At 67.8% G+C, this 25446-nt stretch carries 25 protein-coding genes, 1 tRNA gene and 1 pseudogene; 14 read left to right on the forward strand and 13 right to left on the reverse strand.

Features of this window, described 5'->3' with window-relative positions; genetic code table 11:
• Nucleotides 1-64: 64 nt before the first annotated feature.
• Nucleotides 65-706, reverse strand: a complete 642-nt coding sequence (locus tag GKO32_RS02430; protein ID WP_312867436.1) for a histone-like nucleoid-structuring protein Lsr2 — start codon at nt 704-706, stop codon at nt 65-67.
• A gap of 83 nt (nt 707-789) precedes the next feature.
• On the opposite strand from GKO32_RS02430, the gene GKO32_RS02435 reads away from it, so the two are divergent.
• On the forward strand, nt 790-2184 hold the full coding sequence (locus tag GKO32_RS02435; protein ID WP_154755059.1) for a dihydrolipoyl dehydrogenase family protein: 1395 nt from the start codon (nt 790-792) through the stop codon (nt 2182-2184).
• On the opposite strand, the gene GKO32_RS02440 is transcribed toward GKO32_RS02435, so the two are convergent.
• Nucleotides 2181-3536, reverse strand: a complete 1356-nt coding sequence (locus GKO32_RS02440; RefSeq protein ID WP_312867437.1) for a hypothetical protein — start codon at nt 3534-3536, stop codon at nt 2181-2183. The two genes, GKO32_RS02435 and GKO32_RS02440, sit on opposite strands and share 4 nt — an antisense overlap.
• A 187-nt stretch (nt 3537-3723) precedes the next feature.
• Between GKO32_RS02440 and GKO32_RS02445 the strand changes: the two genes are divergently transcribed.
• The 3 genes from GKO32_RS02445 to GKO32_RS02455 all read left to right on the forward strand — a co-directional run bounded on the left by GKO32_RS02445 (nt 3724) and on the right by GKO32_RS02455 (nt 6569).
• Nucleotides 3724-5193, forward strand: a complete 1470-nt coding sequence (locus tag GKO32_RS02445; RefSeq protein WP_154755060.1) for a S8 family serine peptidase — start codon at nt 3724-3726, stop codon at nt 5191-5193.
• Between the two features lie 190 nt (nt 5194-5383).
• Complete coding sequence (locus GKO32_RS02450) at nt 5384-5887, forward strand: DUF3145 domain-containing protein (protein WP_312867438.1); 504 nt, start codon at nt 5384-5386, stop codon at nt 5885-5887.
• Nucleotides 5888-5972: 85 nt separating this feature from the next.
• Nucleotides 5973-6569, forward strand: coding sequence for a hypothetical protein (locus tag GKO32_RS02455; RefSeq protein WP_312867439.1), 597 nt, complete (start codon nt 5973-5975; stop codon nt 6567-6569).
• Between the two features lie 40 nt (nt 6570-6609).
• Here the strand turns inward: GKO32_RS02455 and GKO32_RS02460 are convergent, their stop codons facing one another.
• The 5 genes from GKO32_RS02460 to GKO32_RS02480 form a co-directional block, all read right to left on the reverse strand.
• Nucleotides 6610-7857 carry a beta-ketoacyl-[acyl-carrier-protein] synthase family protein gene (locus GKO32_RS02460; protein ID WP_154755061.1) on the reverse strand — a complete coding sequence of 416 codons (1248 nt, stop codon included), beginning with the start codon at nt 7855-7857 and terminating at the stop codon, nt 6610-6612.
• Between the two features lie 38 nt (nt 7858-7895).
• Nucleotides 7896-8141 carry an acyl carrier protein gene (locus GKO32_RS02465; protein ID WP_139099344.1) on the reverse strand — a complete coding sequence of 82 codons (246 nt, stop codon included), beginning with the start codon at nt 8139-8141 and terminating at the stop codon, nt 7896-7898.
• A 50-nt stretch (nt 8142-8191) separates the two neighbouring features.
• Nucleotides 8192-9166 (reverse strand): beta-ketoacyl-ACP synthase III, encoded by a 975-nt coding sequence (locus GKO32_RS02470; RefSeq protein WP_312867440.1) that lies wholly within the window; start codon nt 9164-9166, stop codon nt 8192-8194.
• On the reverse strand, nt 9163-10083 hold the full coding sequence (locus tag GKO32_RS02475) for an ACP S-malonyltransferase (protein WP_312867441.1): 921 nt from the start codon (nt 10081-10083) through the stop codon (nt 9163-9165). The genes GKO32_RS02470 and GKO32_RS02475 overlap by 4 nt, the downstream gene beginning before the upstream one ends.
• Nucleotides 10084-10225: 142 nt before the next feature.
• A complete protein-coding gene (locus GKO32_RS02480) occupies nt 10226-11413 on the reverse strand; it encodes a PucR family transcriptional regulator (protein WP_154755062.1) in 1188 nt (395 codons plus the stop codon).
• Nucleotides 11414-11822: 409 nt separating this feature from the next.
• On the opposite strand from GKO32_RS02480, the gene GKO32_RS02485 reads away from it, so the two are divergent.
• Nucleotides 11823-12371, forward strand: coding sequence for a nicotinamide mononucleotide transporter family protein (locus GKO32_RS02485; RefSeq protein ID WP_312867442.1), 549 nt, complete (start codon nt 11823-11825; stop codon nt 12369-12371).
• Here GKO32_RS02485 and GKO32_RS02490 read toward each other — a convergent pair.
• Nucleotides 12352-13095, reverse strand: coding sequence for a hypothetical protein (locus GKO32_RS02490; protein WP_154755063.1), 744 nt, complete (start codon nt 13093-13095; stop codon nt 12352-12354). The genes GKO32_RS02485 and GKO32_RS02490 overlap by 20 nt on opposite strands.
• A gap of 128 nt (nt 13096-13223) precedes the next feature.
• On the reverse strand, nt 13224-16034 hold the full coding sequence (gene aceE / locus GKO32_RS02495) for a pyruvate dehydrogenase (acetyl-transferring), homodimeric type (protein ID WP_154755064.1): 2811 nt from the start codon (nt 16032-16034) through the stop codon (nt 13224-13226).
• Nucleotides 16035-16414: 380 nt separating this feature from the next.
• On the opposite strand from aceE, the gene GKO32_RS02500 reads away from it, so the two are divergent.
• The 4 genes from GKO32_RS02500 to GKO32_RS02515 all read left to right on the forward strand — a co-directional run bounded on the left by GKO32_RS02500 (nt 16415) and on the right by GKO32_RS02515 (nt 18324).
• Nucleotides 16415-16843: a DUF3052 domain-containing protein gene (locus GKO32_RS02500; RefSeq protein ID WP_312867443.1), complete on the forward strand. Its 429-nt coding sequence runs from the start codon at nt 16415-16417 to the stop codon at nt 16841-16843.
• Nucleotides 16844-16895: 52 nt separating this feature from the next.
• Complete coding sequence (locus GKO32_RS02505) at nt 16896-17360, forward strand: peroxiredoxin (RefSeq protein ID WP_154755065.1); 465 nt, start codon at nt 16896-16898, stop codon at nt 17358-17360.
• Between the two features lie 43 nt (nt 17361-17403).
• Nucleotides 17404-17475: transfer RNA gene (locus GKO32_RS02510), tRNA-Val, on the forward strand.
• Between the two features lie 228 nt (nt 17476-17703).
• Nucleotides 17704-18324: a hypothetical protein gene (locus GKO32_RS02515; RefSeq protein WP_154755066.1), complete on the forward strand. Its 621-nt coding sequence runs from the start codon at nt 17704-17706 to the stop codon at nt 18322-18324.
• Here the strand turns inward: GKO32_RS02515 and GKO32_RS02520 are convergent.
• The 3 genes from GKO32_RS02520 to GKO32_RS02530 all read right to left on the reverse strand — a co-directional run bounded on the left by GKO32_RS02520 (nt 18321) and on the right by GKO32_RS02530 (nt 19689).
• Nucleotides 18321-18788, reverse strand: a complete 468-nt coding sequence (locus GKO32_RS02520; protein ID WP_312867444.1) for a tyrosine-type recombinase/integrase — start codon at nt 18786-18788, stop codon at nt 18321-18323. The genes GKO32_RS02515 and GKO32_RS02520 overlap by 4 nt on opposite strands.
• 332 nt (nt 18789-19120) lie before the next feature.
• Complete coding sequence (locus GKO32_RS02525) at nt 19121-19399, reverse strand: type II toxin-antitoxin system RelE family toxin (protein WP_154755068.1); 279 nt, start codon at nt 19397-19399, stop codon at nt 19121-19123.
• Nucleotides 19396-19689 (reverse strand): type II toxin-antitoxin system Phd/YefM family antitoxin, encoded by a 294-nt coding sequence (locus GKO32_RS02530; protein WP_154755069.1) that lies wholly within the window; start codon nt 19687-19689, stop codon nt 19396-19398. Before GKO32_RS02530 ends, GKO32_RS02525 begins: the two co-directional genes overlap by 4 nt.
• Before the next feature lie 831 nt (nt 19690-20520).
• Here GKO32_RS02530 and GKO32_RS02535 point away from each other — a divergent pair.
• Entirely contained in the window at nt 20521-20727 is a 207-nt protein-coding gene (locus GKO32_RS02535; RefSeq protein WP_154755070.1) for a hypothetical protein, read from the forward strand.
• Between the two features lie 74 nt (nt 20728-20801).
• On the opposite strand, the gene GKO32_RS02540 is transcribed toward GKO32_RS02535, so the two are convergent.
• Entirely contained in the window at nt 20802-21986 is a 1185-nt protein-coding gene (locus GKO32_RS02540) for an acyl-CoA dehydrogenase family protein (RefSeq protein WP_312867445.1), read from the reverse strand.
• Between the two features lie 67 nt (nt 21987-22053).
• On the opposite strand from GKO32_RS02540, the gene GKO32_RS38670 reads away from it, so the two are divergent.
• The 4 genes and pseudogenes from GKO32_RS38670 (at nt 22054) to GKO32_RS02560 (ending at nt 25434) form a co-directional block, all read left to right on the forward strand.
• On the forward strand, nt 22054-22674 hold the full coding sequence (locus GKO32_RS38670; RefSeq protein ID WP_246243050.1) for a hypothetical protein: 621 nt from the start codon (nt 22054-22056) through the stop codon (nt 22672-22674).
• Nucleotides 22675-22695: 21 nt separating this feature from the next.
• Nucleotides 22696-23397, forward strand: coding sequence for a hypothetical protein (locus GKO32_RS02550; protein ID WP_154755071.1), 702 nt, complete (start codon nt 22696-22698; stop codon nt 23395-23397).
• A 461-nt stretch (nt 23398-23858) separates the two neighbouring features.
• A pseudogene (locus tag GKO32_RS02555) lies at nt 23859-24444 on the forward strand (phosphate ABC transporter ATP-binding protein).
• Between the two features lie 60 nt (nt 24445-24504).
• On the forward strand, nt 24505-25434 hold the full coding sequence (locus tag GKO32_RS02560) for a DUF1996 domain-containing protein (RefSeq protein ID WP_154755072.1): 930 nt from the start codon (nt 24505-24507) through the stop codon (nt 25432-25434).
• Nucleotides 25435-25446 lie beyond the last annotated feature (12 nt).

Raw genomic sequence — 25446 nt, forward strand, 5'->3', positions numbered from 1 at the left:
GCGAAAAAACGGGTGCGGACGGCGCGTCGAATCGCGCCGTCCGCACCCGTTCGTCAGCGGTGTATCAGTCGGCGTTCGAGAACAGGACCGGCGGGGCCTTGCGGGTGCTCCGGCGCGGTGCCTTCTCGGTGGTGGTCGCCTTCTTCGCCGCGGCGGGCTTTTTCGCGGTGGTCTTCGCGCCGGACGACTTCGCGGCGGGCGTCGATTTCGAAGCCGGCTTCGTCGTGCGCGATTTCGCGGTGCTCGTCTTGGCGGGTGTTTTCGCGGTGGTGGCCGCCGATTTCGCGGGGGCCGCCTTTTTTGTTGTCGTGGTTTTCTTCGCCGTCGACTTCGCCGCGGTCGACTTCGCCGCGGTCGTCTTCGCCGGAGCCGCCTTCGTGGTGGCGGACTTCGCCGCGGTCGTCGTCTTCGTGCTTGCCTGCTTGCGGCTCGCCGGTGCTTCTGCGGTTTTCTTTGCCGCCGTACGGGAATTCGCCGCCTTCTTGCGCCCGCGAGTCGGCGGGGCCAGTCGGCGCGGCTGGCGCTTGCGGCCACCGGTGCGGCGGCCGTGCTGAACATACGGCGCCAGAAGCGCCCGGAGGCTATCCGCGTTGTCGTCGGAGAGATCGATGTCGTAGTCGACACCGTCCAGGCCGAACCGGACCTGCTCCTGGGCCGGCTCGCCGTTCAGGTCGTCCAGTAACTGCACCGCGGTGTTCTTGGCCACCGAAACCTCCCGTGCTCGAATTGCTTCGGTGAGAATACCTCCCCCCGCTTGCGTGCCGCGCTTGCCTGGTGTGCGCTGAGCAGATGACCGAGGAGACTTTCGACGTGGTGGTGATCGGCGGCGGTCCCGTGGGGGAGAACGCCGCCGAGCGAGCCGCGCGTGGCGGGCTGAAAACGGTGCTGGTGGACCATGAACGGTTCGGCGGCGAATGCTCGTACTGGGCCTGCATCCCGAGCAAAGCCTTGTTGCGCCCGGGAAACGCGCTCGCCGCCGCGCGGCGCCTGCCCGGTGTCCCCGTGCACGGCGCGCTCGATGCGAGCAAGGTTTTCCAGCGGCGGGACGAGTTCACTGCGAAAGGGGACGACTCGGGTCAGGTCGAGTGGGCACACGGCGCGAACATCGAGACCCGCCGCGGGCACGCCAGGATCACCGGCGAACGAGAGGTCACAGTGGACGGTGACCACGTGCTGCGTGCGGTGCACGCCGTGGTCGTGTGCACCGGCAGTTCGCCGAAACTGCCGGACATCCCCGGTCTCGACCAGATCCCCGTGTGGGGTTCACGTGATGCCACGTCGGCGAGTGAGGTACCCGGCCGGCTCGGGATCCTCGGTGGCGGGGTCGTCGGGGTCGAGATGGCGCAGGCGTGGGCGCGGCTCGGGGCACAGGTGGATCTCGTCATCACCGGCCCGCGCCCGCTGCCGAGGTACCCGGATTTCGCGGGCGATCTCGTTGTCGAGGGCCTGACCGAGGACGGCGTGCGGGTGCACGCGAACTCGGGGCTCGTCGCGGCCTCCGAAGTGGACGGAGCGGCCCGGCTCGAACTCACCGGCGGGCAGACCCTCATCGTGGACAAGCTGCTCGTCGCGACGGGCCGCCGTCCGGCCACCGACGAGCTGGGGTTGGAGGCGGTCGGGCTCAAGCCGGGCTCGACGCTGACCACCCGCGACTCCGGGTTGGTGTCTGATGTGGACGGTGGTTGGCTGTATGCGGCCGGTGACGTGACCGGGCGGGCGCCGCTGACCCACCAGGGTAAGTACGCGGCGCGGATCGCGGGCGACGTGATCGTCGCGAGTGCGGCGGGCGAGCCGGTCGGTGAAGCGGCGTGGAGCCGGTACGCGAGCACCGCCGACCACCATGCCGTACCGCAGGTCGTGTTCACCGACCCCGAGGTGGCCTCCGTCGGCGTGGCGTCACCTCAGGACGGGAAACCGCACCGTGCGGTCGATATCGACATCGCGGTCGCCGGTTCGTCGCTGCACGCGGACGGCTATCACGGCAAGGCGCGGATGGTGGTGGACACCGAACGCGACGTGCTCGTCGGCGTCACGTTCGTCGGACAGGACGTGGCGGATCTGCTGCACGCGGCGACGATCGCCATCGTCGGTGAGGTGCCGTTGCATCGCCTCTGGCATGCCGTGCCCGCGTTCCCGACGATCAGTGAAGTCTGGCTGCGGCTGCTGGAAACCTACGGGCTCTAGGAAATCTTCGCCGTCACCCCGGCCCGTGCGGCGCGGAGCAGGGCCGGGTCTTCGGCGCTCGACGGTTGGTCGAACCATGCCGCCAGCGCCAGCCGCACCTCGGCCCCGTCCGCCGCGCTCAGGTACGCGCCGGTGCCGTCGAAATGCGGCGTGCGGGACCATTTCCGGGTTTCCCCGGCGAGATCGGTGACGGTTCCGCCGCCCGGGGTGTCGGCGGCCTTCTTGAACGCGGCCGCCGCCGCGGCGTCGCCGAATGTCACCACCGCCACCGAAACCGCGACCGGTTTCCCGTCCACCGTCGCCTCGAAACTCGCGCGCCGCATACTGACGCATCCCGTCTTCTGCAAGCTCGCCTGCAGATCGCCGACCGCATGCGCCGCGCATTTGCCATCGCTCGCGGCCGCACGCTGAGTCAGCGAGATGCCATTGGCAACTTGAACCGGTGGCGCCGCGCTTTCCCCTGTGGTGCCACCGATCGCGAACACGATGGCCGTCACCAGCAATACGGCCAGGAGCCCGATCGCCGCGAACGGCAGCCAGCGCACCGTCCGGGGTTTCGTCGTGACCGGCACGCGGACCGGGGCCGCCGCCGCGATGCGCGGAACCGGGGTGGTGACCTCGACGGGCGCCGGTGGCGGCGGGGCCACGACCGGCGGTCTCAGCGGCGGAGGAGGCGGCGGCGGAGACGCAATCTTGTCTGTCTTTTCCGGTGACGGCGGCAGGATTTTCTCGGTCGTTTCGGGTGCTTCCCCGGCGAAGCCTTCCGCCGCGAGCATTTCGTCCGACAGCGGTTGTGCTTCCGGCGCAAGCGTTTTCAGCAGGGTGCGGGCCTCCTCGACCGAACAAGCCCGCGATGCGGCGGCGAGCGACACGGTCGCCGCGAGCATGTGCGTCGCGGTCGGATGCAGCACCCGCACCTGCCCGCTGACGTCCGTGGGCGGCTGGTCGACCTCGTTGACGAACGGGCCCACCGCGAGGATCGTGCCGATCGGCAGCGCGGCAGGCACGTTGGGCCGCAGCTGCCTGGTGATCAGTTCGGCGAGCGCGAGTTTGGGTGCGGCCGGGTTCATCGCCTTGTCCGGCACGGGCAACGGCCACCCGTCCGCTTTCCACGGTCCGGTGAGCGGCGCCTCGAGTTTCATCGCCGGGTCAGGCAGATCGACGCCGAGCACGATCAGCACCCCGCGCGGCATCACCACCATCGCGTCGACGCTGCGGACCGAGGGGATCGGCCGCGCCCCGATCAGCGCGACCCCGCCGACGACGGTCTCGCCCCGGCCGAGTGAGGCCAGCGCGGCGCGGATGTCGTCGGCGACACGAGACGGCTGGTGCCCGAGGCGGACGAGCCGCACCTGATCCTCCCCTAACGGTCGCTGCTGAGTGCACACGGTAGCGTGCGGTTACTGGCCGATGGGCCGGCAGTGTGAAAATCTCACGCCCTTCTGCCCAAGCGTCATCCTTCGTTATCGACATCACTCTTTGGGATGTAACTCGTTAGTAGGTTTCGCCTGCTGACCGTTTCAACCGAGGAGATGCCGAATGCGCTGGAGCTCCACCTGGTGGAAACGATCGTCCGCGATCGCCGCCGTCCTCGTCCTGCCCATGAGCACGGCGGCCCCGGCGGACGCCGCGGGATCGCTTGCCCCGGTTTCCCGCACCCTGAGTACGTTGCTGGGCAAGGGTTCCGCGGCCGGCGAGCTGACGACGCTGGTGCATGCCAAGAACGTCACCACCGCCGAACGCGCGGTGCGCCAAGCCGGCCTGACGGAGCTCGCCAGATTCACGAAAATCGGTGTGGTCGCCGCGAAGGGCACCGTCGCGCAGGTCCGCGCGGCCCGCCGGGTCGCGGGAGTGACCTACGTCGAGAACAACGATCGGCTTGCCACGCACGGGAGTTCCGGCACGACGGCCACCCGCAGCGCCGAAGCACAGGCGACGTTGACGGGCGCGAACGGCAAGGCACTGGACGGCAGCGGGGTTTCCGTCGCGATCATCGACACCGGTGTGGACCCGACCCACCCGGCTTTCCAGACAGGCGGCAAGACCCGCGTCGTGCGCAGCCTCAAGAGCTTGTGTACCAGCGGAACCGCCACATCCTGCATCGTCGACGTGCCCACGTCGGTCGACACGGACACCACGTCGCTGGGCGGGCACGGCACGCATGTCACCGGAATCGCCGCCGGCAACGCCTACACGCTGCCCGACGGGACGAAGGTCGGCGGCTCCGCCCCAGGCGCGAAGATCGTCTCGCTCTCGACCGGGCTCGCGATCCTCGTCCTGGGCACCGACGCCGCGCTGAACTGGGTGCTGGAAAACCACAATGCGCCGTGCGGACCGGGTGTCCCGGCCTCGACCTGCCCGCCGATCAAGGTGATCAACAACTCCTACGGTCCCAGTGGTGGCGGGAGCTTCGACCCGAACTCCGCGACCGTCCAGTTACAGCGTGCGCTCGCCGCGGAGGGCGTGGTCACGGTGTGGGCCAACGGAAACGACGGCGGCGACGGTTCGGCCGACCTGTCGAACCCGCCGGGCCAGGACCCGACACCGGGCATCATTTCCGTGGCCTCCTACAACGACCAGGGCACGGGCACCCGGGACGGCACGGTGTCGGCCTACTCCTCGCGTGGCCTGGCAAGCAACCCGGCGAGCTGGCCCGACGTGTCGGCGCCGGGCGAGAACATCGTGTCTTCGTGCCGGCCGTATCTGGCCATCTGCGCGCAGGGACTGCAGCCGGAAAACGGCCCCGGTGCACTGGATCTCGGGACCTATAACGTGATCAGCGGAACGTCGATGGCGGCCCCGCAGATCACCGGGATCGTCGCGCAGTTGTTCCAGGCCGATCCCGGTGCGACGCCGGGACAGGTCGAGAACGCCATCAAAGCAACCGCGTACAAGTACTCGAACGGCGCGCCGTACCAGGCGGCCGGGTCCTACACTTCCAGCTACGACAAGGGAACCGGGCTTGTGGACGCCGTGGCGGCCGCCCGGTCTCTCGGCGCAGCCGGATAACTACGGTGAGGGACCTCTTCGGGTGAAGGGGTCCCTCATTTCCTTGAGATACCTGCGACTCCTGAGGTTCATGTGGCCAAACAGGTGATCGCAGTGCACAATGTGGAAGGCCACGCCACGAGTTACCAGGCCGTCGAAGCTCGCGAGGTCGTAGGGGAAGACGCCCCTCGTCGAGTAGCGGAGGTCAGCAGTGAGCACCCGTGGAAACACCCGTGGTGTGGTGTACGTCCACTCGTCGCCGTCTGCGGTATGCCCGCACGTCGAGTGGGCTATCTCGGGCACGTTGGGTACCCGAGTGGATCTGAAGTGGACGGCGCAGCCCGCCGCACCGGGGCAGCTCCGTGCGGAGTGTGGCTGGAGTGCGCCGGCCGGCACGGCAGGGAAGCTGGTCGCCGGGTTGAAAGCGTGGCCGATGCTGCGCTTCGAGGTCACCGAGGACCCCAGCCCCGGGGTCGATGGCGAGCGGTACTGCTACGCGCCCGGGCTCGGCCTGTGGCACGGGCGGACGAGCGCCAACGGCGACATCGTGGTCGGGGAGGACCAGTTGCGTGCCCTGGTGAGTCAGGCCCGCGCGGGCGAGGCGTTCGCGCACCGGCTCGACGAGCTGCTGGCCGCCAACTGGGACGAAGCCCTCGAACCGTTCCGGCACGCCGGTGACGGCGCCCCCGTCACCTGGCTGCACCGCGTGGGCTGACGTTCGGGACAGGTGTCCGATGCATTCGTGCAGCGGACGGCCGGTTGGCGAACGGGAGTTGATCGGGAAGCACTAGGCTGCCGATGTGTCAGCCGTGCCGGCCTCGTCGAGCCCTCACCGCTGGTTGCTGCCCACGATCATCGTGGTCGTGTCGCTGATGGTGGGCGGCGGGCTGCTGGCCAGAGAGTTCTACCGGGTGCCCGATCAGCAGCCGGACGCGATCCTCGCCCTGCCCAGCTCCACGGCGCGCCCGCTCGGGCAGCAGCCCGGCCCGTCGACGGTGGAACTGACCCCCGACGCGGCGGCGCATCCGCAGCACGAGGTGATCCGGCTGCTGCTGCAGACGTATTTCGACTCGATCAACAACCGCAACTACAACCAGTGGCAGACCACGGTGACCCAGGCGCGGATCCAGACGAAATCGCGCGCGGCCTGGCTGCAGGATTTCGAGTCCACCAAGGACGGCAGCATCCTCGTCTACCGGATCGACGCAGTGTCCAGCCAGGACCTGCGGGTCCTGCTGGGGTTCACCAGCGTCCAGGACCCGCGCTCGGCCCCGCAGGAGCTGCCGGGCGCGTCCTGCGTGCAGTGGAAGCTGACGCTGCCGGTGACACTGGAATCCGGCCACTGGAAGGTCGACACCGTGGCCGGTTACACCACTCCCGAAGCCATCAAATGCTGATCCGGCCGGTCCCCGCGGGGACCGGCCGGATTCGCGTGTCTCAGGCGGCGGTGAACAGCAGCGCCGTGTTGTGGCCGCCGAAGCCGAACGAGTTGCTCAGGGCCGCGGTGTAGTCGCCCTTGCGTGGCTCACCGGACACGACGTCCAGTTCGACCTTCGGGTCGAGGTTGTCCAGGTTCAGCGTCGCCGGCACGATGCCGTGGTAGAGCGACAGCAGCGTCGCGATGCCTTCGACCGCGCCCGCGCCGCCGACGAGGTGTCCCAGCGCGCCCTTCGGTGCGGTCACCACCGCATGTGAGCCGATCGCCTTGCGGATCGCGTTCGCCTCGCCGATGTCGCCGACCACGGTGGCGGTCGCGTGTGCGTTGACGTGCTGGACGTCCGCGCTGGTCAGCCCGGCCATCTGGATCGCGTGCGTCATCGCGGCGATCTGCCCGATGCCCTCGGGGTGGTTACCGGTGATGTGGTAAGCGTCCGAGGTGATCCCGTACCCGGCGAGCCGGCCGTAGATCTTGGCGCCGCGCGCCTTCGCCCGGTCCGCGCGCTCGAGGACCACCACGCCCGACCCCTCGCCGAGGACGAACCCGTCGCGCGCGGTGTCGAAGGGCCGCGACGCGTGCGCCGGGTCGCCGTTGTTCGTCGACACCGTCCTGGCCTGGGCGAACCCGGCGATGGTGATGGGGTGGATGCAGGACTCCGCACCACCGGCGACCACCACGTCGGCCCGGCCGTTCTGGATCATCTGGTAGCCGTTGGCGATGCCCTCCGCACCGGAGGCACACGCCGACGCCGGCGAGTGCACTCCGGCGCGGGCCTTGAGCTCGATGCTCACCTGCGCGGCGGGACCGTTGGGCATCAGCATGGGCACGGTCAGCGGCGACACCTTGCGGATGCCGTGCTCTTCCAGCAGATCGTCCTGGGCCAGCAGGGTGAGCGGGCCGCCGATCCCGGTGCCGATGGACACGCCGAGCCGCTCGGGCTCGACGTCGCTGTGCTCGTCCGTCGGCGCCGTGAAACCGGCGTCCGCCCATGCCTGCCGCGCTGCGATGATCGCGATCTGCTCACACCGGTCCAGCCTGCGAGCCTGCACACGCGGGAGTTTCTCCGTGGGCTCCTCGGCGAGTGTCGCACCGATCTTCACCGGCAGGTCGAACTTCTCGACCCAGTCGGCTTCGATCCGGCGGATACCGCTGCGGCCGGCGAGCAGTCCGTCCCACGTGGACGCGACGTCCCCGCCGAGCGGCGTGGTCGCACCCAGCCCGGTGATCACGACGTCGATGTTGCTCATGTGGAGTCTCCTGAGGAATCGTGTGCAGAGAAGGGGCTTTACTTCGAGTTGGCCGCGACGTAGTCGACGGCGTCACCCACGGTCTTGAGGTTGGCGAGCTCGTCGTCCGGGATCTTGACCCCGAACTTGTCCTCGGCCTGCACGGCGATCTCGACCATGGACAGCGAGTCGATGTCCAGGTCGTCCACGAAGGACTTCTCCGAGCTCACGTCGTCCTGCGCGACACCGGCGACCTCTTCCACGATCTCCGCGAGGCCGGCGAGGATTTCTTCTTTGTCCGCCACTGTAGGTTGTTCCTTTCTGGATTTTCCTGGTCTTGCCGGGGTAAGTGGTATCACGGGCAGATGACGACCTGCCCGGCGTAGGACAGTCCCGCGCCGAAGCCGACCATCAGGACGACATCGCCGCTGTTCACCGTCCCCGCCTTGCGCATGTGATCCAGCGCCATCGGAATCGACGCCGACGACGTGTTGCCGGAGAACTTGATGTCGTCGGCGACGATCATGTCCGCACGGGCGCCGCCCGCGCGCAGCTTCTTCGCGATCGCCTCGACGATACGCAGGTTGGCCTGGTGCGGGATCAGAACGTCCACTTCGGACGGTTGAACGCCCGCCAGCTCCAGCGCCTTGAACGCGATCGGCGCGATCTGGGTGGTCGCCCACCGGAAGACGGCCTGGCCTTCCTGGAACAGGAACCGGTGCTCCCGCATGTGGATCGTCTCGACGAGGTCACCCGCGCTGCCCCAGGCCACCGGGCCGATCCCCGGCTCGTCGGACGGCCCGACCACGGCGGCGCCCGCACCGTCGGCGAAGATGATCGCCGTCGAGCGGTCGCCCGGGTCCACCACGTCGGTGAGCTTCTCCGCCCCGATCACCAGCACTTTGCCCGCGGAGCCGGACCGGATGAGGTCCGAGGCAACGCCGAGGCCGTAGCAGAACCCGGCGCACGCGGCGTTGAGGTCGAACGCACCGGCGGCCTTGATCCCGATCCGGTCGGCCACCTGCGCTGCGGCGTTCGGGATGGGCGAGGGCATCGTGCAGTTCGGCACGATCACGGTGTCCACTTCGGACGGTTCGACCCCGGCGTCGGCGAGCGCGTTGATGCCCGCCGCGACGGCCATGTCGACCAGCAGCTCGTCCTTTTCGGCGAACCGGCGCTCCACGATTCCCACGCGGTCGCGGATCCACTGGTCGTTGGTGTCCATGACTTCGGACAGTTCGTCATTGGTGACGATCCGCTCGGGCTGGTAGCTGCCCACCCCGAGGACGCGGGTCGCGGCGGGGCCCTGGTTCAGGCGCAGTGTTGTCACAGGACCTCCTCGGCAGCCGGCAGCTCCGCCGGGGTTTTCAATGCGACGGTCTTGGTGACGATGCCCTTGAGCTGGCGCTTGACCAGCCCGGTGAGCGTGCCGGCCGGGGGCAGCTCGACCGTCTCCGTGACGCCGAGGCCTGCCAGCCCGTCCATGGTCAGATCCCAGCGCACGGGGCGCGTGACCTGCTTGACGAGGCGGTCGAGGTACTCCGCACCACTGGTGACGACCGCGCCGTCGGCATTGGACAGTAGGGGGCGCACCGGGTCCCGCGGGATGATCGACGCGGCGTGTGTGCGCAGCGCCTCCTCCGCCGGGGCCATGTACGGCGTGTGGAAGGCCCCCGCGACTTTGAGCGCGCGCACCTTCGTGCCCTCGAGCGGTTCGGCGACGATGCGTTCGATCGCGGCCGCGGCACCGGAGGCCACGATCTGCCCGGCACCGTTGCGGTTCGCGGCGGTCAGCCCGTTGTCCTCGAGCCACGCGACGACTTGGTCCGGCTCGCCGAGCATGACGGCGGCCATGCTGGTCGGCTCCGCGGCGCAGGCCTTGGCCATCTCGGCGCCGCGGACGGCGGCGAGCGCGACGGCGTCGGAGGCCGACAGCACCCCGGCGATAGCTGCGGCGGCGAGCTCACCGACCGAGTGCCCGGCCACGGGCGTGTCGGTGGGAACGTCGTCCAGTTCCTCGAAGGCCAGCAGTGACAGCGCGACGATCAGTGGCTGCGTGATCGCGGTGTCCTGGATCGTCTCGGCGTCCGCCTCGGTGCCGAGGTGCACGAGGTCGAGCCCGGTGCGCTCGGACCAGCTTCGCAGCTTCTCGCGGGTACCGTCGCGGTCGAGCCAGGGCGTGAACATGCCGGGGGCCTGGGACCCCTGTCCGGGAGCGAGGAGAGCTGTCACTGCTCCAGGGAACACGGTCCGTGGCTATGACCGGGATGTCGCCACTCACCAAGTCCGCGCGGCGAATTTGTGGGGACCCTCTAAATATGACAGCCAGATCACCGTGGACGACGGGAAGCTCTTGTATGGTTCGGGCAGTGCGGGGGAGTGAGTTCGCTCACCAGAGGCCGCGGGCGCGGGCGAGTCTGCCGATCATCAGCGCCACGCGCAGTACAAGCGCGTCACGGGGGTCGGTGGGGTTGCGGCCGGTGAGTTCGGTGGCCCGGCGCAGCCGGTAGCGCACGGTGTTGGGGTGCACGAACAGTTTTTTGGCGCAGGTTTCCAGCACGCCGCCGGATTCCAGGTACGCCTCGACGGTGCGCAGCACGGTTTCCCCGGCGTTTTCCAGTGGCTGGGCGATTTCCTCGATGAGCAGGCGTTCGGCTTCGGCGTCGCCGGACAGGGCGCGCTCGGGCAGCAGGTCGGCGGAGCGGACCGGCCGTGGCGCGCCGGGCCAGCCGACGACGGCGCGGAGCCCGGACAGCGCCTCGGCCGCGCTGCGGTGGGCGTCGCCGAGGTTCGCGACGGTGGGCCCGGCGACGACGGGTCCTTCTCCGAAGGCGACGGCAAGTTTGCCGATGTCCTCTTCCGGCCCGCCCGCCACGATGATCAGCCGGGACCCTTGCACGCTCAGCAGGACAGGACGGCCGAGGCGCGCGGCGAGCCGGCGTACGTCGAACACGACGCTGGGCGGGTCGTCCGAGGAGGGGCTTCCGGCAACGACGGTGGCCATGGCGGCGGGGTCCCAGCCGAGTGCGGCGGCGCGGGAGAGGACGGATTCCTCGGCGTCGCCACGGACGATGCCGTCGACGACGAGTGCTTCGAGGCGGGCATCCCAGGCGCCGCGGGCTTCGGCCGCGGCGGCGTAGGAGTTGGCGGTGGCGAAGGCGATTTCGCGCCCGTAGCGGAGGATGCCTTCGATGAGGGCGGCGCGTTCGGCGTCGTCGGCGGCGAAGGCGGGCAGTTCCTCCTCGAAGACCTCGATGGCCATCCGCACCAGTCCGACGGCTTGGCGGAGGCTGATCCAGCGGGACAGTTCCTGGGGTGCGCTGCGGAACGCTTCGCTGGTGAGTTTGAGCGCTTCCTGGGAGTCACGTAGCCAGTCGACGAACCCGGCGGCGCCGGTCTGGGTGATCATCAGCACGCTGGCCCGCTGGTCGGCGGGCAGGCGCTTGAACCAGGGCAACCGCTGTTCCATCGCCGCCACGCTGGCGGACGCCAACCGCCCGGACGCCCGCTCCAACCCCCGCAACGTCCCCACCGAAAGCCCATGATGCTTCCCCACCCGGGGACCACGACCACCCATAATCCCCAAATCCTACGGCGCGGCTTTACAACCCAGCAGTTGCTGGTTGTAAAGCGGATGAAGAGGGCTGGTTGCTACGGACGGGCCCACGCTGGGCCGGAAGGAGCTCGCACCGCGGGGGTTTGGGGGGCTCGGCCCCCAAGAATTACGCGGACTCGCCCACCGGCGAGCGCGCCAGCGCGAGCAGGTGGGGGTAAATGCGAGGCCGCCCGGCTCTTCGGTTTCTCGAAGCTCCGAGCGGCCTCATCTCCCCGGTCCCCACCGGTAAGTCCACTATGGACCTTGTGGATCTTCGCCGCCACCCGCCGGCTTGATACTCACCCAAAAGTGCAACGCCGGTGGACGGCCGCAGATCGACAGCTACCCACGGTGCGGGAATCGTGGACCGTACGGTCGAGTTGTCAGTGCTGTGAACTGCTTTCTGCAGCACGGTGTAACCGTTTTGGGGCAGTGGATTTCGATCGCGGAATTGGTGGGGCAGGTGTGCGCGCTCACGGTGGTTTTCCTTGCGCAGCGCCGCACCTTGTGGACGTGGCCGGTCCAGGTGGGTGCGACCGTGTTGCTGTTCGCGGTCTATACCTCTGCGCAACTGGGTGGGCTCGCCGCGCGGCAGATCGCGATTCTGCTGATTTCGTTGTACGGCTGGTGGGCGTGGACGCGCCGGAAGGATCCGGTTTATGGCGTCGTGGTACGGCATGGGCGCCCCATCGAGCGGCTGGTGATGGCGGCGGTTTTCGGTGCCGGCACGGTGGCGATGGCGTTGCTGCTGACCGCGCTGGACGCGTCGTGGGCGCCGTGGCCCGACGCGGCGATTTTCGTCGCGCTGCAGATCGCTTCGGGCTTGTATTTCTCCGCGGCCGTTTACGTCGTGTTCGCGGCGTTGGTGATTTACGGCTGGTGGAGCTGGAACCGTTCGGCGCAAACGGTGCGGGCGAACATCAGTGCCGCCGCTCGGTGAGTGTCGCGGGGGACCCGGCCACCCGGTCGACGAGGTGCGTCCAGCGGGCACGGCCGCCCTCGGGGAACCGGGCCGTGGCGCGTTCCCATTTTCGCGAATCGACGGGATAACGCTTGCGTGCCCACGGCGACGACGGTTTGGCCAGCCGGATGGCGGCAACCAGCGCGACGAGCGGCACTACCAGGCCCACCACACCCGAGGCGGTCTTGCCCTTGAGTAGTGCGACGAGGGCGAACACCAGGTTCACCGCGATCGTCACCGCGAACGAGATCCGGCCATCGCCCGCGGTGTCCTCGAACGGCCGTGCGCCCAGCACGAGCAGCAGGCCCACCAGCGCGGCCCCGAAGACCAGGTCGACGGACTTGCGGCCCTGTTCGGTCCAATAGACGTCGTCCAGGTAGAGCCACAGCGCGAACTCGTCCAGCGTGAGCGCGGCCCCGGCGCCGAACACCGCGGCGAAGATCTGCACCCACGGGGTGCCCGGGGTGTAGACGAACTCGGCGACCCCGGCGGCCAGCATCAGGAAAATCCCGTACACGTGGTGATGCACGTGAACTCCGCCGACTGTGGTGTCACGGAACGGGCCGCGGCCCGACCGGATCAGCCGGACGACCGTCCTGGTCACCACGAAGGTCACGACGAACGCCGCGAACAGCCAGAGCACCGCGCCATGGGTCACGGTCGGGTCGAACGTCAGCCGCGTCCCGTCGTCCTCAGCCGACATCGGGTAACTCCCTCGGAGATCGGACAATCCCCGGAGCGTCCCTCGCGGCAACGGCAGCCCGATAGGGGCGAAAGGCCTATGTGGACTATCGTGCGGGGCGCCCCGCGGAAGGGCGCCCCGCACGCCGGTTACGCGTTACCCGAGTCCGACAACTGCGGACCGGCCGCGGACACGTCGTCGATGCGGTACTTCTTCGCCGCGTCGACGACCTTCGACTGCTCGACCTCGCCGCGGCGGGCCAACCCGGTCAGCGTCGCGACCACGATCGACTCGGCGTCCACCAGGAAATGCCGGCGCGCCGCGGGCCGGGTGTCGGAGAAGCCGAACCCGTCGGTGCCCAGCGTGATCATGTCGCCCGGTACCCACGGGCGGATCAGGTCGGGCACCGCGCGCATCCAGTCCGACACCGCTACGACCGGGCCACGCACGTCGCCGAGGACCTGCGTCACGTACGGCACGCGCTGCTCGCCGGCCGGGTTCAGCAGGTTCTGCCGGTCGATGTCGACGGCCTCGCGGCGCAGCTCCGACCACGACGTGGCCGACCACACCGCCGCCCGCACACCCCAGTCCTCGGCGAGTAGCCGCTGCGCCTTGAGCGCGTCCGGCATGGTCACACCCGAGACCAGGATCTGTGCCTCCGGACCATCCCCGGCGGGCGCCTCGGCGTAGCGGTAAAGGCCCTTGAGGAGGCCGTCCACGTCGAGGTTCTCCGGCTCGGCGGGCTGCTGGTACGGCTCGTTGTAGACCGTCAGGTAGTAGAAGACGTTCTCCCCGTTGCCGTCCGGGCCGGTCTCGCCGTACATCCGTTGCAGACCGGACTTGACGATGTGCGCGATCTCGAACGACCACGCCGGGTCGTACGCGACCACCGCCGGGTTGGTGTGCGCGAGCAGCAGCGAATGCCCGTCCGCGTGCTGCAAACCCTCACCGGTCAGCGTCGTGCGGCCCGCCGTGGCGCCCAGCACGAACCCGCGCGCCATCTGGTCCGCCGCCGCGTACAGGCCGTCACCGGTGCGCTGGAACCCGAACATCGAATAGAAGATGTAGATCGGGATCATCGGCTCGCCGTGCGTGGCGTAGGACGTGCCGACCGCGGTGAACGACGCCGTCGAGCCGGCCTCGTTGATGCCCTCGTGCAGCAGCTGCCCGTGCTCGGATTCCTTGTACGCCAACATGAGATTGGCGTCGACCGAGGTGTACGTCTGGCCGTGCGGGTTGTAGATCTTGGCCGTCGGGAACATCGAGTCGAGCCCGAACGTGCGTGCCTCGTCGGGGATGATCGGCACGATCCGCGAGCCGATTTCCTTGTCCTTGGCCAGTTCCCGGACCAGCCGGACGAACGCCATCGTGGTGGCGACCTCCTGCTTGCCCGATCCCTTGCGCACGGCCTCGTACAGCTTGTCGCCCGGTAGCACGAGCGCCTTGGCCCGGTCGGGCCGCCGCTCCGGCAGGAACCCGCCCAGCGCGCGACGGCGGCCGATCATGTACTCGATCTCCGGCGAGTTCTTGCCGGGGTGGTAGTACGGCGGCAGCTTCGGGTTCTCCTCGAGCTGCGCGTCGCTGATCGGGATGCGCTGCGCGTCCCGGAACAGTTTCAGGTCGTCGAGGGTGAGCTTCTTCATCTGGTGCGTGGCGTTGCGACCCTCGAACGCCGGGCCGAGGCCGTAACCCTTGATGGTGTGCGCCAGGATCACCGTCGGCTGGCCGTTGTGCTCCATCGCGGCCTTGTACGCCGCGTACACCTTGCGGTAGTCGTGGCCACCGCGCTTGAGGTTCCAGATCTCGGCGTCGGTGAGGTCCTTGACCAGATCCTTCGTCCGCGGGTCGCGGCCGAAGAAGTGTTCGCGGACATACGCGCCGTCGTTCGCCTTGTAGGTCTGGTAGTCACCGTCCGGCGTGACGTTCATCAAGTTGACCAGCGCGCCGTCGCGGTCGGCGTGCAGCAGCGCGTCCCACTCGCGGCCCCAGATCACCTTGATCACGTTCCAGCCCGCGCCACGGAAGTAGGCCTCGAGCTCCTGGATGATCTTGCCGTTCCCGCGCACCGGGCCGTCGAGGCGCTGGAGGTTGCAGTTGATCACGAACGTGAGGTTGTCAAGGCCCTCGCCGGCCGCGACGTGGATCAGGCCGCGGGACTCCGGCTCGTCCATCTCGCCGTCACCGAGGAATGCCCACACGTGCTGGTCGGAGGTGTCCTTGATCCCGCGGTCACGCAGGTAGCGGTTGAACCGCGCCTGGTAGATCGCATTCATCGGGCCCAGGCCCATGGAGACCGTCGGGTTCTCCCAGAAGTGCGGCATCAGCCGCGGGTGCGGGTACGACGGCAGGCCGCCGCCCTCACCGGCGTGGCTGTACTCCTGGCGGAACCCGTCGAGCTGCTGCTCGCTGAGCCTGCCCTCGAGGAACGCGCGGGCGTACATCCCGGGCGAGGCGTGGCCCTGGAAGAAGACCTGGTCACCGCCGCCGGAATGGTCCTTGCCGCGGAAGAAGTGGTTGAAGCCGACCTCGTAGAGCGCGGCCGACGAGGCGTAGGTCGAGATGTGGCCACCGACGCCGACGCCGGGCCGCTGGGCCCGGTGCACCATGATCGCGGCGTTCCACCGGATGTACGCGCGGTAGCGGCGTTCGATCTCCTCGTCGCCCGGGAACCACGGCTCGTTCTCGGTGGGAATCGTGTTCACGTAGTCCGTGGCTGTGAGCGGCGGCACGCCGATGTTGCGCTCACGGGCACGTTCCAGGATCCGCAGCATCAGATACCGGGCGCGTTGCTGCCCACCGCGGGCGAGCGCCTCATCGAAGGAATCAAGCCATTCGGCGGTTTCCTCCGGGTCGATATCGGGCAGGTACGCGGCCAATCCGTCGCGGATGACACGCACCCGCGCCGGCGCCTGCCGGTTGCCCGCGCCTTCGCGTGCGGCCTGGTCGTTTCGGGGGGCCAAGGGATCTCCTCGCCAGTTGTCTCTCGCGTGTCGAACACGCCCGAGGGGGCGTGTGCTGCTGCCATCGTCGTCTTTTTCCGGGCCTCCGTCATCGCTACTCGGCGGTAACGTCTGCCTGTCCCGCGGTTGGATTCGCATACTCCACACGCGCACGCGCGCGCGAGACTCCTCCACCCTAGGTCACGCTCACTCCACGGGGTCGCCGAGCCGTCCGGAAGGACTGCCCGCTGGGCTGAACGGCTCCTACCGTGGAAAACGAGTTGGCACAGATCCGGTGTGGACGGTTGCGTCGCGAGCCGCGGGCGTGTTCGCTAGCTCCATCCGTGTATTCGAGTGATCGGCCAGTCCGGTCACCCGTCGTAGTTGGAGGAGTGAAAGCAGTGGTCGCCGCTGGAGACGCTGACTACAACAGCGTCGCCGAGAGGCTTGGCATCAAGCCGGACATGGTGGTTCAGGAGATTGGCTGGGACTCCGACGTCGACGACGAGCTGCGTGCGGCGATCGAGGAGCACATCGGCGGCGAGCTCCTCGACGAAGACGCCGACGAGGTCATCGACGTGGTGCTGCTGTGGTGGCGGGAGGACGACGGTGACCTGGTGGACGCGATCATGGACGCCCGCGCGCCGCTCGACGAGAGCGGTGTGATCTGGGTCCTGACGCCCAAGACCGGGCAGCCGGGTCACGTCGAGCCGAGTGACATCGCCGAAGCGGTACCGACGGTCGGGCTCGCGCAGACGTCCAACATCAGCGTCGGGGCGAACTGGGCCGGCACGAAACTGGTCTCACCCAAGTCCAAGTCCAAGCGCTGACCGGTAAGGTTGGGGCTCGCAGAGACATGGCGAGACGCGAGAGGTGACCAGGATGGCGGTCGAGGTCGGTTCGAAGGCCCCGGATTTCACGCTCAACGACTACAACAGGCAGGCTGTCACGTTGTCGTCCTTCCAGGGCGACAAGCCGGTGCTGCTGGTGTTCTACCCGTTCGCGTTCAGTGGTATCTGCACCGGTGAGCTGTGCCAGCTGCGGGACGAGTTCGCCGAATACGAAGGCAGCGGCGTACAGGTGCTCGGGGTGTCGGTCGACACGCCGTTCTCGCTCAAGGCATGGGCCGAGCAGCAGGGGTACCAGTTCCCGCTGCTGTCGGACTTCTGGCCGCACGGCGATGTCGCCCGCAAGTACGGCGTGTTCAACGAGGACGCCGGGCTCGCGGTGCGTGGCACCTTCCTGATCGACAAGGATGGCGTCGTGCGCTTCGCGGAGGTCAACGCGCCCGGTGAGGCGCGTGACCAGCAGGCGTGGAAGAAGGCCGTCGCCGAACTGCCCGCGTGATTTCCCTGCCTCCGGCGGCGTTTCCGGGTGCCGCCGGAGGTAAGGGCGCATAGCTCAGCGGAAGAGCACTTGCCTTACAAGCAAGGGGTCGCAGGTTCGAACCCTGCTGCGCCCACCCTGTTTTCGCACGTCAAAGAGGGTGCCTCCTAAGTGGGAGACACCCTCTTGGTCCCTGAGTGACCAACTAAGTGACTACGGTTCGCCGGAGCCGTCTGCGTTGGGGGATGCGATGTCGTGGTTGGAATTCGGCGTTGGGATCGCCAGTGCCCTCGCGTGGCCCGTCGGAGTGGTTGTCCTGGTTTTCCTGCTCCGCGAGCAGGTCCGACGGATCCTCGACTCACGGGTGATCAAGTCAGTGAAGGCAGGTCCGTTCGAGATGCAGTTCGAACAGGGCCTGCAACAGGCCAGCCAAGAGATTGGGAAAGCTGCTGCGGAATCTATTCAGAGTGGCGTTAAGCCTGAGCCGTCGCCTCGCGACCAGGAATCAATTGAAGGTACTGCGAGTGGGGAAGTTCCACCTCGTGAAGGTACGGCACCGGGGAAGGTGCAACACGATGACGATGTCGATCGGCAGGGTGTTGCCGGAGTATTCGAGCCCGCGCAGGTTCTTGATGACTTCTGGGACGAAGTGGTCGACGCTTTGGAAGCATCCCCTTGGGCTGGGGCTATGTTAAGTTTTTCTCGCCTCGAACAGTATTTGCAATTTCGACTGGGATGCATTGTGCAAGATAAGAAAAAGAATTACGTTCCTCTGGGGTATATGATCAAGCTCGCTGGTGACCGGGGTCTGTTTGAGCCTGGAGAGTTGAATGCGCTCCGCGAGGTTGTCAACCTTCGCAATTCTCTAGTCCACCCGAAGCCTGGTGACGGCATCACACTTGCACAAGCTCTGCGGTATTCCAAACTGGTGAAGCAGCTCATTGTCGCGGCTGAGACAAACTTGGGTCGTACCAATTTTAGTTAACGTGCTCGTTTGGGAAAGATTCGGTCCATAGCCGTTGCGCCTTCGTCCATCACCGGCCGGATCTGCAAGCGGTACACGGTCTCGGTCACCGTTGTTCCGTTGTGGCCGACCAGGCGCGCGATATGTTCGAGCGGCACCCCGGAGTCCGACATCAGCGAGACGAAGCTGTGCCGCATCTCCCGCGGAGTCCAGTCCTCCGGCACCAATTCAGCACCCTTGACAACTTTCCGGAAGGACCGGCGGACGTTGTGCGAGTCGAGCGGTGTCCTGACCGCGGAGGCGAATACAAGCCCGTTCTCCTGCCAGCGCTCGCCTGCCACCTTCTTCGCCGCAGCCTGTCGGATCCGGTGAAGGCGAAGCGCCACAACGCATCTCGTCGGCATCGCGAGCGTGCGGCGAGACTTGCGCGTCTTCGTGTCGCCAGACGCGCGCACCGAGCGCCACACGCTGATCGAGCGCAGCACGGGCGGTTCAGCCGCCACGTTGCGATTCCCGCTTCCAGTAAGGACCAGGCGCTGGGTACGTTGACATTTACCGCGCAGCTCCTAAGTCTCGTTTACGAAATGGACCACAAGGTCCGGCAGTTCCTTCCTGCGCCTGACGCTGCTGGCGACGGCACAGGTTGAGGTTGAACATTTGGTGCGAGGCAAAGGCGTAGGGAGCGACTCTTCAGCCTGTCGGCTCAGCGCACAACGATGTTGGCGCTGTGCTCGCCGTGGTCCGGGTCGTGTAGGGATACGGTTGGGGGCCGCCGGCAGTTGAGCGACCCGGTTCGTCGGCGCGGAGGCGCTAAACGTCAGTGCGGTCGGTATGCGTCCCGGCGGTGCGCGACCGCGAGGACGGTGATCGTGCGTTCGTGGTCGTCGATCGAGTACAAAGCTCGGTAGTCGCCGCGGCGGGTTGTCCAGACCTCGTTGAATGGTTCGTCGAGCGGTTTACCCAGGCGATACGGGTTTCCGGCGACGGGACCGATCAGGTGCTCGTACAGCGCTGTGGCGGCGGATAGGGGCAGCTTGGCCAGCCTTCGACGTGCGGCGGGCGAGAACTCGACAGCGTAGAGCGCAGCCTGGCTCATTCGCCGACATCGTGACGGGCGGCCAGGTCCGCGGCGATGTCCGCGGAGGAGAACACCCGGCCCGCGCGGGCGTCGGCCAAGCCTTCGGCCAGGTCGCGAACGAGGTCGGTGTCGGACAGGACATCGATCGTCTCGCGGAGCCTTTCGAGTTCACCCGAGGGCACGAGGTCCGCGACGTGCTTGCCGTGGGCGACCACGGACACGGTCTCGCCGTGCTCAGTGCGTCGCACCACGTCAACCCAGGAAGGCTGGTCCTCGGCTTGCACCGTCGTGCCTGCTGGTTCGCTCACAGCATCAACGATACGGGTACGCGCAACACACAACGCTGATTGGCGAGGCGGGCCCGCCCTGGTGCGAACCCGCCTCACCTCGAAGCACCAGCGCGGTGGTCATCGTTTCGCCGGCCTTGACAGCATCGTTCACCGCGAGTTGGTCAGCCCGGCCGCACGGGCGCACCCTGCCGAGGCACAGCGCGGCGGGCAGGCGCGAGTGACACGTACGCCTCAACGCTGTCACACCTGTCACCCTGTCACTTTATGGCATCTGACCTGCGGAGACAGGTGTGACAAGAGTGTGACGGCGGGGTGTGACAGTTAGTCCCCGCACTAATTTCCTGTCACAGGGTCATCAGACTGGAACAGGCGGGGATATTAGCAGCCTGCACGGGGCATGCCCCCTCCTGTTCCAGCGTCTTCGAGCTGGTCGCGGGCAGGGAGGCGAGTGACGAACTGAGTGACAATCGCCAAGATCACCAGGTCAATCGAGCCCAGCGAGTGCCTTACAAGCAAGGGGCCGCAGGTTCGAACCCTGCTGCGCCCACCCTGTTCGGTGGCGTTGCCACCTTCCCGGGTCTTCGTCTCGTTGTGGGGGGCGCCCCCCCACACCCCCGCGGTGCGTGCTCCTCGCCTTGGCGGGCGCTGGGGACGTTGGGCTTGGACCAGCGTCGGGTTTGAATTGCACCGTGTCCTTCGGTATGGGCATGCGGGTGTTAAGGGGCATTGGGGGGTGCTGTTTTGATCGATCCCGGCGCGAGTGGTAGCGGGGGTGGTTGCTGCGTGCCCAGGATGTGCGCGCAATTGTCTCCGCCACGCCACGAGCGTGGTCTACGGAACGGGAATGACATGAAAATTGGGTTCGTAACCGCCGCGGCGGCTGGAGTTCTCATCGCGGCGGTGGCGTCGGTCGCCGCCGCGGCCACTTCCGCGGAGCCCCCGCAGGAGCACAGCCACGAGGGCATTCTGGCTGAAGTCCCCCAGGAGCACAGCCACCAGGGGTTCGTTCTGGCGGAGGTTCCGCAGGAGCACAGCCATGAAAACATTCTGAACTGACCAGAAGCGACTGATCCCGGCGCCGTCACCTTGCCGCAGACGAAGCGAGGTGACGGCGTTTTTCGCGCCAGGAGTCAGAAAAGCCCGTTCACCGGCGGTTCTTCACCGGTCAGGTGGTAGGCGCCTGCCACCGCGGCCTTCCACTGCCTGGGATTGTGATTCGCGATGGTGCGGGCGTTGCGCCAGTGCCGGTCGAAGCCGCGGTCCCGGCTGGTCGCGGCACCACCCCCGACATCGAACAGCAACTCGGCCGCCCGCAGCGCCGATTCGACGGCGACCACGCCGGCCTGCGCCACGACGACAGCAGCCTCCGCGCCTGCCTTCCGCGCCCGTGGACCACTCAGCCCACGCACGCCGTCCAGTGCCTCAGCGGCCAGCAACACCGCCGCCCGCGCGGCATGCGCTCTCGCGGCGATCTCGCCCACCGTCTCCCGCACGTACGGGTCCTCGACGCTGGTGCCGGCCGTGCTGTGCTTGATGGGCCGCGCCCCGTCCCGTGCGAAGGCGATCGCGTCGTCGAGCGCCGCGGCGGCGATGCCCGCCTCCACCGCCGCCAAATAGAGCTGTGCGAACGAATCCGGCCACGGGTTGGCCGGCCGGACCTCGTCCCAGGCCACGATCTCGTCGGCGGAGACGCGCACGTCCACCAGGCGCGTGGTGCCGCTCGCCGTCAGTCGCTGGCCGATCGCGTCGAAATCGTCGAGTCGGTGCACACCTTCGCGATCGACGGGGACCGTGAAGCCCAGTACCCTCCCGTTTTCGTCCGTGGCGTTACCCGAAAACCAGTGCGCGTACAACGCACCCGTCGAGTAATACTTTTCGCCGTTCAGCACATAGCCATCGCCCTCACGTCGCAGTGTGGTGTTGACGGACCCGTTGGCGCCACCGGTGCGTTCGTTGCTGGTGCCGGCGAAAAGGTCGCCGTCGCACAACCGTCGCAGGGTCAACGTCCGCTGCGGCAGGCTGGGGAAGCCGGCCACCCGGTTGGCGACGATGAAGCTCATGCGCAGTGCCTGAGCCACACTGGAATCGGCCCGGGCGATGGCCAGGATCAGATCGGTCACCTCACGCACCGAGCCGCCCGCGCCGCCATCCTCTTTCGCCACCCCAACGAGCGTGATCCGCTGTTCGGCCAGCGCGCGGACCTCGGCGAACGGGTGATCGCGGGAGCGTTCGCGTGCCGCGGCGCCGGCGGCGAGGGTGCCGAGAATGGGGGAAATGGCGGAGCGGATGCCTTCGACCGTGGGGGCGGTGATCACCGTCGGAATATACGGCGGGGACAGTCGAGGGTGCCGACCCGGTCGACGTCTGTCTACAAAGGACAGCTTGGTTGGCGCTCGGTTCCGCGATGTCCCGTTCACCGCGAAGTTCGTCCCCACCAACCCCCGCTGCCTTCCTGGCTCGGAATCCGGCGCGGTGCCGCTTTCGGTAAGCGCTTTCACCGGGGTGGCCACGACGGAGAACACCACCACGACCGTCAACGCCGGTGAGTTGCTGATCAGCGTGGAGAACCAGAACGTCACGCTTCCGTGGCCGGTCATGCTGCCCGACACCTCGATGCTCCAGACCTCCGGCAACCTCAACCCGGTCACCGTCACCGGCACCCGAGCCGGCAACCCCGGCTGGACCCCCGCCGTGATCGACAAGCTCGTCGCGCAGAGCGCTCCTGCTGGTCCTGCTCGCGCCGACCGCGCTCGCCCAAACCCCGCCGCCGACGGACGGGTGACCTTCGGGGTCCGGCCCGCCACCGCGCAGGCACCCGACAACCGCAGCGGCTTCACCTACAGCGCGACCCCCGGCGCGCGCCTTGTCAACCATCTCGCGGTGTCCAATGTGGGCGAACACCCGCTGAATCTGCGGATCTACCCCAGTGACGCGTTCAACACGCCCGAAGCCGGGTTCGATCTCCTTGCCACCAACCGGAAATCCGTCGATCTCGGCACATGAGTCGTGCCGGGTCGAGATGTCGTGTCGGTGCCGCCCCGCTCGCCCGCGATCGTCCCGTTCACCCTCGACATCACCGCCGGTGCGACGCCCGGCGACCACGCAGGTGGCATCGTCGCGTCGCTCAGCACCGAGGAAACCCAGGCTAACGGCCAGAAGGTGACCGTCGAACAGCGCGTCGGCGCACGGATCTACCTGCGGGTCAGCGGCGCGCTGCACCCGGAGCTGACGGTCACCGACCTCACCGCCGACTATCACGGGAGCGTGTTCGGGCGCGGCGAGGTCACTCCGAACTACGTCGTGCGCAACTCCGGCAACGTGCGGCTGTCCGGTACCCAGTGGGCCAAGGTGTCCACACCCTGGGGATCCACTGTGGACGGACCGCCGCTCGCGGCCATCCCGGAGCTGTTGCCCGGTTCGTCGATGAAGCTGAGCACGAGGATCGGTGGGCTGCTGCCGGGCGGCTGGCTGACCGGCACGGTCCACGTGGATCCCGTTGCGGTGCCAGGACATCCGGACCAGCCGGGCCCACCGGGCGAAGGGAACGTGACGTTCGCCGCCGTGCCCTGGCTGTACCTCGCCGCACTGGTGGTGCTGTTGCTGGCTTTGCTGTTCTGGCTGTTGCGCCGGCGCCGGCGCCGGCCGCGAGCCCGGGCTCGTTGTGCTGCCGGGCGAAAGTGCCGACACCGCCCCGATGCGGGAGACGAACGGCGGGTGCCTGCCTGACGCCGACGCCTACAACGCCGTGTTGCGAGGGAACGGCCTGCCTGGGGATGGGGTGGTGATCACCGCGACCACCAGCGCCGGCAGCTCGCACAAGACTGGTTTCGAGGTGCATCCTTCTGAGACGTTGCGCGATTTCGCCGCGGACAACCACACCACGTTCGCCGCGACCATCAGCTGTCGGTGTACTGCGTTGAAGGGGCCGGACATCCCGCCGCCGCGGGAAGGACTCGACGCGGCACCAGTGGTAAGCGCCCCGGCCGCCGTTCCCCAAGTTGCCTCGGGAAGCACGAAAAGCGCCGGCTGGAGTGGCGATGGCGGGGGACACCGGTGCGCTGGTGCCGCTGGTGGGCTGGGCGCTCGTGCTGGTCGTCGCCGCCGCCGGTGTGGTCTATACCCATCAGCGTCTCGGCCTGTGGCAGAGCTGGGTGCTCGGCGCGCCGGGTCTCGCCGTTGCCCAGCCGTTGGAGCTGCCCTGCGCCCGACTGGACACCGGCACGCTGGAGGCGCGCGCGGTTTCGGCCTGGTTCGGCGAGCACAAGGTGCTCGACCGGGTTTCGCTCACCATGCCCGCACACGCGGTCACCGCGCTGATCGGGCCATCCGGCTGCGGCAAGTCGACTTTCCTGCGGATCCTCAACCGCATGCACGAGCTCATCCCCGGTGCCGCCCTGGCCGGCGAGGTACTGCTGGGCGACACCGACATCTACGGCTCGGTGTGGAAGCTCACCGAAGTCCGCCGCCATATCGGCATGGTGTTCCAGAAACCCAACCCGTTCCCCGCGATGTCTCGCCCGCGCCGGGCTGTGGCGGGAGGTACGCGACCTTCTCCGGCAACACGGCGGTGCCCTTTCGGGCGGGCAGCAGCAACGTTTGTGCATCGCGCGGGCGCTCGCCGTACGCCCCGCGGTACTGCTGATGGACGAGCCGTGCTCGGCGCTGGACCCGACCTCGACCCGCCGCATCGAGGAGACGATCGCGGAGCTGACCAGCGAAGTCACCATCGCCGACGAGCGCACCGCCGACTATGTGCACGGCCGGTTCGGCTGACGCTGCCAAAGGTCACCGCATGGCGCGGGGAACCGGGTAGGCAGATTACAGTCAAAGATCGTGAAGAGGTGGACCCGGGGCTGGATCATCACGACGGTGGTGCTCGTGCTGGCCGCGGGTGTGGCCTCCGTTGCCGGTTACCGGCTTTTGGTCCCGCCGTCACATGATGAGCACGGTGTGGCGTCGCCGCAGGATTTCGTGTCCAGGCAAGAACTCCAGGCCGGACCGCTGGCGCCCGCGCCGCCGCCGGGATCATGGCGCGTCGACTGTGGCCGCAACGCCGGCGGCATGCACAACTCGGACAACCTCGTCGCCAGTCCAGGGGAACCGGGCGACGCCCATCACGTGCACGACTACGTCGGGAACCTGTCCGCGAATGCCTTCTCCACCAACGAAAGTCTGGCGAGCGCGGGTACCACCTGTGCGGCAGGGGACAAGTCCGTGTACTACTGGCCGGTGCTTCGGGTGGCGGGACAGATCGTGGTGCCGGACTCGGTGACGATCTCCTATCAGGGCAATCCGGTCAGCAATGTCGTTGCGATGCCACGGTTCCTGCGCGCCAGCTCCGGCAACGCGCGCGGTTTTTCCAGCGGTGGCAAGCTGACCGAGCATGTCCAGTGGAGCTGTTCCGGTGCGGGCGGGCATGTCGCCCGGCGGTATCCGCACTGCGACGCCGGGGAACAGGTGTTGCGACTGTTCGATTTTCCGAGTTGCTGGAACGGGCTGACCATCGACAGTCCCGATCATCGGTCACAAATGATCTTTCCCGACAGTGCCGGAAATTGCCCGATCGGCACGTTTCCGGTACCCCGACTGCACATCCGGCTTGCTTATTCGGTGCCTGCTGGCGTGAACTACGCCATCGACACATTTTCCGAAGAGAAGAACTCACCGATCGCCGATCACTCCGACTACGTCGATGTCATGCCCGACGCCCTGATGAACGAGGTTGTGACCTGCGTCAACTCGGGACGGCAGTGTGTGGCCTGAGACATGGGGAGG

The sequence above is a fragment of the Amycolatopsis pithecellobii genome (assembly GCF_009707865.1).
Lineage (GTDB): Bacteria > Actinomycetota > Actinomycetes > Mycobacteriales > Pseudonocardiaceae > Amycolatopsis_E > Amycolatopsis_E pithecellobii.